Raw genomic sequence first — 3,177 nt, 5'->3', positions numbered from 1 at the left:
CCAGTGCACACCCGAATCCAGGGGCGTGCTCCATCCCAATCCAGCTCAACCGGAACTTCATATGTGTGCATAATCAATTCTTTCGTTAAACCTTCCTTTTTCGGGCCAGCTGCTGCGACCTTACCATCACGAATCAATGCAACATGCGTAAAGAGGGGGACAATCTCCTCAATGTGATGAGTCACATAGACCACTGATAACTCCCGCTTGCGGAGCCGATCAATCTCGACCAGCATTTTTTCCCGCTCAAATAGATCCAACCCGGCACAAGGCTCGTCCATAATTAGCAGACGAGGTTCTGCCATCAGTGAGCGGGCCAGCATCACCTTTTTACGTTCTCCTTGAGATAACGTCCCCAGCGGGTGATGAATCAAGTCCCCTAAATTCATACCCTTCAGCAAAGATATGGCCTTTTCTTTTGCCTCTGTCGGAATTTCCTGATAAAAGCGCAAAAAAGCATACGCACCTGTAGCGACCACTTCCCAAACGGGATCTTTTAGCGCCAGCTTTTCCAACAAAGTCTGGCTGATATATCCGATTTGTTTGCGAACTTCCCGCACATCACATTGACCATACATTTGCCCAAGCACTTCAATCGTACCACGACTTGGAAACATATACCCTGTCATCATTTCCAGCAATGTTGTTTTACCGGAACCATTGCGACCCAGAATAGCCCAATGTTCACCTTCTCGTATGTCCAGGCTTACATCGTCCAAAATCCGTCTTTCTTCCCGCTGCAACGTAATGCTCTTCATGGATATCATTCCATCACGCTCCTTATTTTGCTCAGCAAGTGTTCTACAGATTCCATTTTGTAGATGATTTCAGGATTTTTGTTTTCACCATTATATATAAGAAGCGCGGGAACACTGGATATCCGGTACTCCTGTACCAGTTCAGGAATATAGTTAATGTTGCTCTGCACCACTGCATCTTCAGGGAGCAAATACTCTGCTACCTCCAGCATTTTACGGGCAGCCGCGCATGTTCCACACATGGGAGTGTACACAAACAAAGCCAGCTTGCATCCCTCCCATATGGCACGGCGCACCTCTTTTTGTCCGATCTCTTTCATCGTTCAGACCCTTTTCTGATCTCTCGCATACGCTCCTCGGGTATGGGCCCATTATGCACGGTGACTCCCTCTGGCTTATTCGCATAGAGTAGCTCGTACATGGCTCGCCGCCCCTCTGGACTGGAGGAATGCAAGTAAATTTCACGTGGATATAACCGTTTCCCTGCGATAGCAGCAGCCACATCCTTTCCCGTAGGCTGACCTGGACCCAAATCATAATCTAGCGATAGTATTGAAATAGGGTATTCATGAAGTAGCAGTAGACACTCATCCGCATCTCTTGCCAGCTTAAAGCCCGGAGGACAAGGCCGATAATCGTCCATAAACAAATACATCAACTTCTCCTCCTTTTTCCCATAAATGCAAGCTCACAAGCCTCAAAGAAAGTTATTTTTAATCAGACCGATTTACTCCCAGCTTAGAATCATTTGAATATCCTCCTGATGTGTCCCATCAGGTCCCGTCCCACTCTCCAAAACGATAGGAATACCTCTTACAGCATCCTGATCTGTCATCCAACGCATTCCTTGAGTACCAATGTAGCCTTGTCCCACACGGGCATGTCTGTCTTTTTTAGAGCCATATGGGTATTGAGAATCGTTCAAATGAACTCCGCACAGAGCTGACCAATAGCCAAGACGATTCCCTTTTTCGATCAAAGCCTCGTCCATTCCACCGTTCCATAATCCCGCTGCATACGCATGACAAGTGTCCAAGCAAAAGCCGATACTGTCAGGATTCAGGCACAACTGACGGATTTGCACCATTTCCTCAAGCGTGGTTCCCATGGGCCCGTGATCCCCCGCCTGATTTTCAATCAATATTTTAGCTTTTCCTTGCCAGCCTTCCAGCACATCATTAAAACAGTTAATAATGTTACGATAGCCCTCTAGTGGGTCTGACGAATGCATATGCCCAAAATGAACGACGATCCCTTTTGACCCACAGGCTTCAGCAATATCCAGATCATTGCGTAATGAAGCAATCGTCAGCTCATAAAGTTCCTGGCCACGCTTGGACCCATGAGCCGGATTAACGGGATATGGCGAATGAGCAATGGATTGAAGCTGGTGCTCTAAACAGTAAGCGTTGCAAGCAGCAGCATCAGTAGCACTCCATTCCTTCAGTCTAAGACTACGAGGATTTTTCGGGAAATATTGAAATGAACGTCCCCCCTGCTCTCGCGCACGCATAGCGGCTTTGGAAAAGCCACCACGCGTACTCACATGGGAGCCGATGAGCAATTTAGGCATCATGCTGCTGTACCGGGCAATAAAATGCTTTTTTCCCCGCCAGTTCAACCCTTACAATTTTTCCGCCACTTGGAGATTCTTCTCCTTCGCGGTCATATACTCGACACTGATGATCAAATCCACCTGTTAGCGTGTCCCCCTCCATTAGAGGCATTTCCATGTACCCGCCTTCCGCAGTAGCTTCACGTAGTACGGATTGAGTGGCATGATATAGCTTTTCCACTTTTTCTGGCGACTGCACAATGTTTTGTACTTTGGAACCCGGTGTAAATCCGGCGATATAAGCAATTTCGTCCGAATAACAATTGCCAATACCCGAAAAAATCTGCTGATTCACCAGCGTTGTTTTCAAAATCCCCCGGCGTCCCTTCAGCCGTGCTGTAAACTTTTCCAATGTCATGCGGCGGTCTAACGGATCAGGTCCCAGGTCTGACAAAGCCTCCTCTGTTTCTTTAGCCGTCAGCAAGTGCAGATAACCTAAGCGCAGTCCGATAAAATAAAGCTTTAATCCACTAAAATCTAATTCGATCTGAACTGTACGATCTGGACGCTGCTCCTCCGTTCCCAGATATAACAGTCCTCCCAACATCAGATGAAGTACGAGCCGCCCGCCCGTGTTTAAATGAAAAATCAAATGCTTGCCTCGACGCTCTAAATATACAACGGTCGTTCCCAGCAATTGCTTCTCAAACGTTTCCACTTCAGTATTAATGGACTTTTCACGGCTAACCGTCACTCCAGTAATCGGAATGTCCAAAATTTGTTTTGATAATAAGATTCTGTAGTTTTCCATTTCAGGAAGTTCCGGCATATCAGCATCTTTCCTTTCGTAGCTACATAGCTTTT

At 46.8% G+C, this 3,177-nt stretch carries 5 protein-coding genes; all 5 read right to left on the bottom strand.

Going from position 1 to position 3,177, the window contains the following annotated elements; all coding sequences use genetic code 11:
• A partial coding sequence (locus GRP75_RS22605; RefSeq protein ID WP_160790421.1) for an ABC transporter ATP-binding protein occupies window positions 1–767 on the bottom strand: 767 nt, incomplete at its 3' end.
• Window positions 764–1,078, bottom strand: a complete 315-nt coding sequence (locus GRP75_RS22600; RefSeq protein ID WP_160790420.1) for a thioredoxin family protein — start codon at window positions 1,076–1,078, stop codon at window positions 764–766. The genes GRP75_RS22605 and GRP75_RS22600, both read right to left, overlap by 4 nt.
• Entirely contained in the window at window positions 1,075–1,413 is a 339-nt protein-coding gene (locus tag GRP75_RS22595; RefSeq protein WP_025724126.1) for a cyclic-phosphate processing receiver domain-containing protein, read from the bottom strand. Before GRP75_RS22595 ends, GRP75_RS22600 begins: the two co-directional genes overlap by 4 nt.
• A gap of 72 nt (window positions 1,414–1,485) precedes the next feature.
• Window positions 1,486–2,334, bottom strand: a complete 849-nt coding sequence (locus GRP75_RS22590; RefSeq protein ID WP_202404268.1) for a deoxyribonuclease IV — start codon at window positions 2,332–2,334, stop codon at window positions 1,486–1,488.
• Window positions 2,324–3,142, bottom strand: coding sequence for an Fpg/Nei family DNA glycosylase (locus GRP75_RS22585; protein ID WP_028541727.1), 819 nt, complete (start codon window positions 3,140–3,142; stop codon window positions 2,324–2,326). Before GRP75_RS22585 ends, GRP75_RS22590 begins: the two co-directional genes overlap by 11 nt.
• Window positions 3,143–3,177 lie beyond the last annotated feature (35 nt).

This window comes from Paenibacillus sp. OT2-17, from assembly GCF_009827695.1.
Lineage (GTDB): Bacteria > Bacillota > Bacilli > Paenibacillales > Paenibacillaceae > Paenibacillus > Paenibacillus polymyxa_B.
Note: the sequence above shows the minus strand (reverse complement) of the source record. Positions and strands in the feature narration are given on the sequence as shown.

What these genes read in the sequence shown, in the direction of transcription:
- GRP75_RS22590 (WP_202404268.1), bottom strand. Translation starts at nt 2,334, where the DNA reads ATGATGCCTAAATTGCTCATCGGCTCCCATGTGAGTACGCGTGGTGGC.
- GRP75_RS22585 (WP_028541727.1), bottom strand. Translation starts at nt 3,142, where the DNA reads ATGCCGGAACTTCCTGAAATGGAAAACTACAGAATCTTATTATCAAAA.
- GRP75_RS22595 (WP_025724126.1), bottom strand. Translation starts at nt 1,413, where the DNA reads ATGTATTTGTTTATGGACGATTATCGGCCTTGTCCTCCGGGCTTTAAG.
- GRP75_RS22600 (WP_160790420.1), bottom strand. Translation starts at nt 1,078, where the DNA reads ATGAAAGAGATCGGACAAAAAGAGGTGCGCCGTGCCATATGGGAGGGA.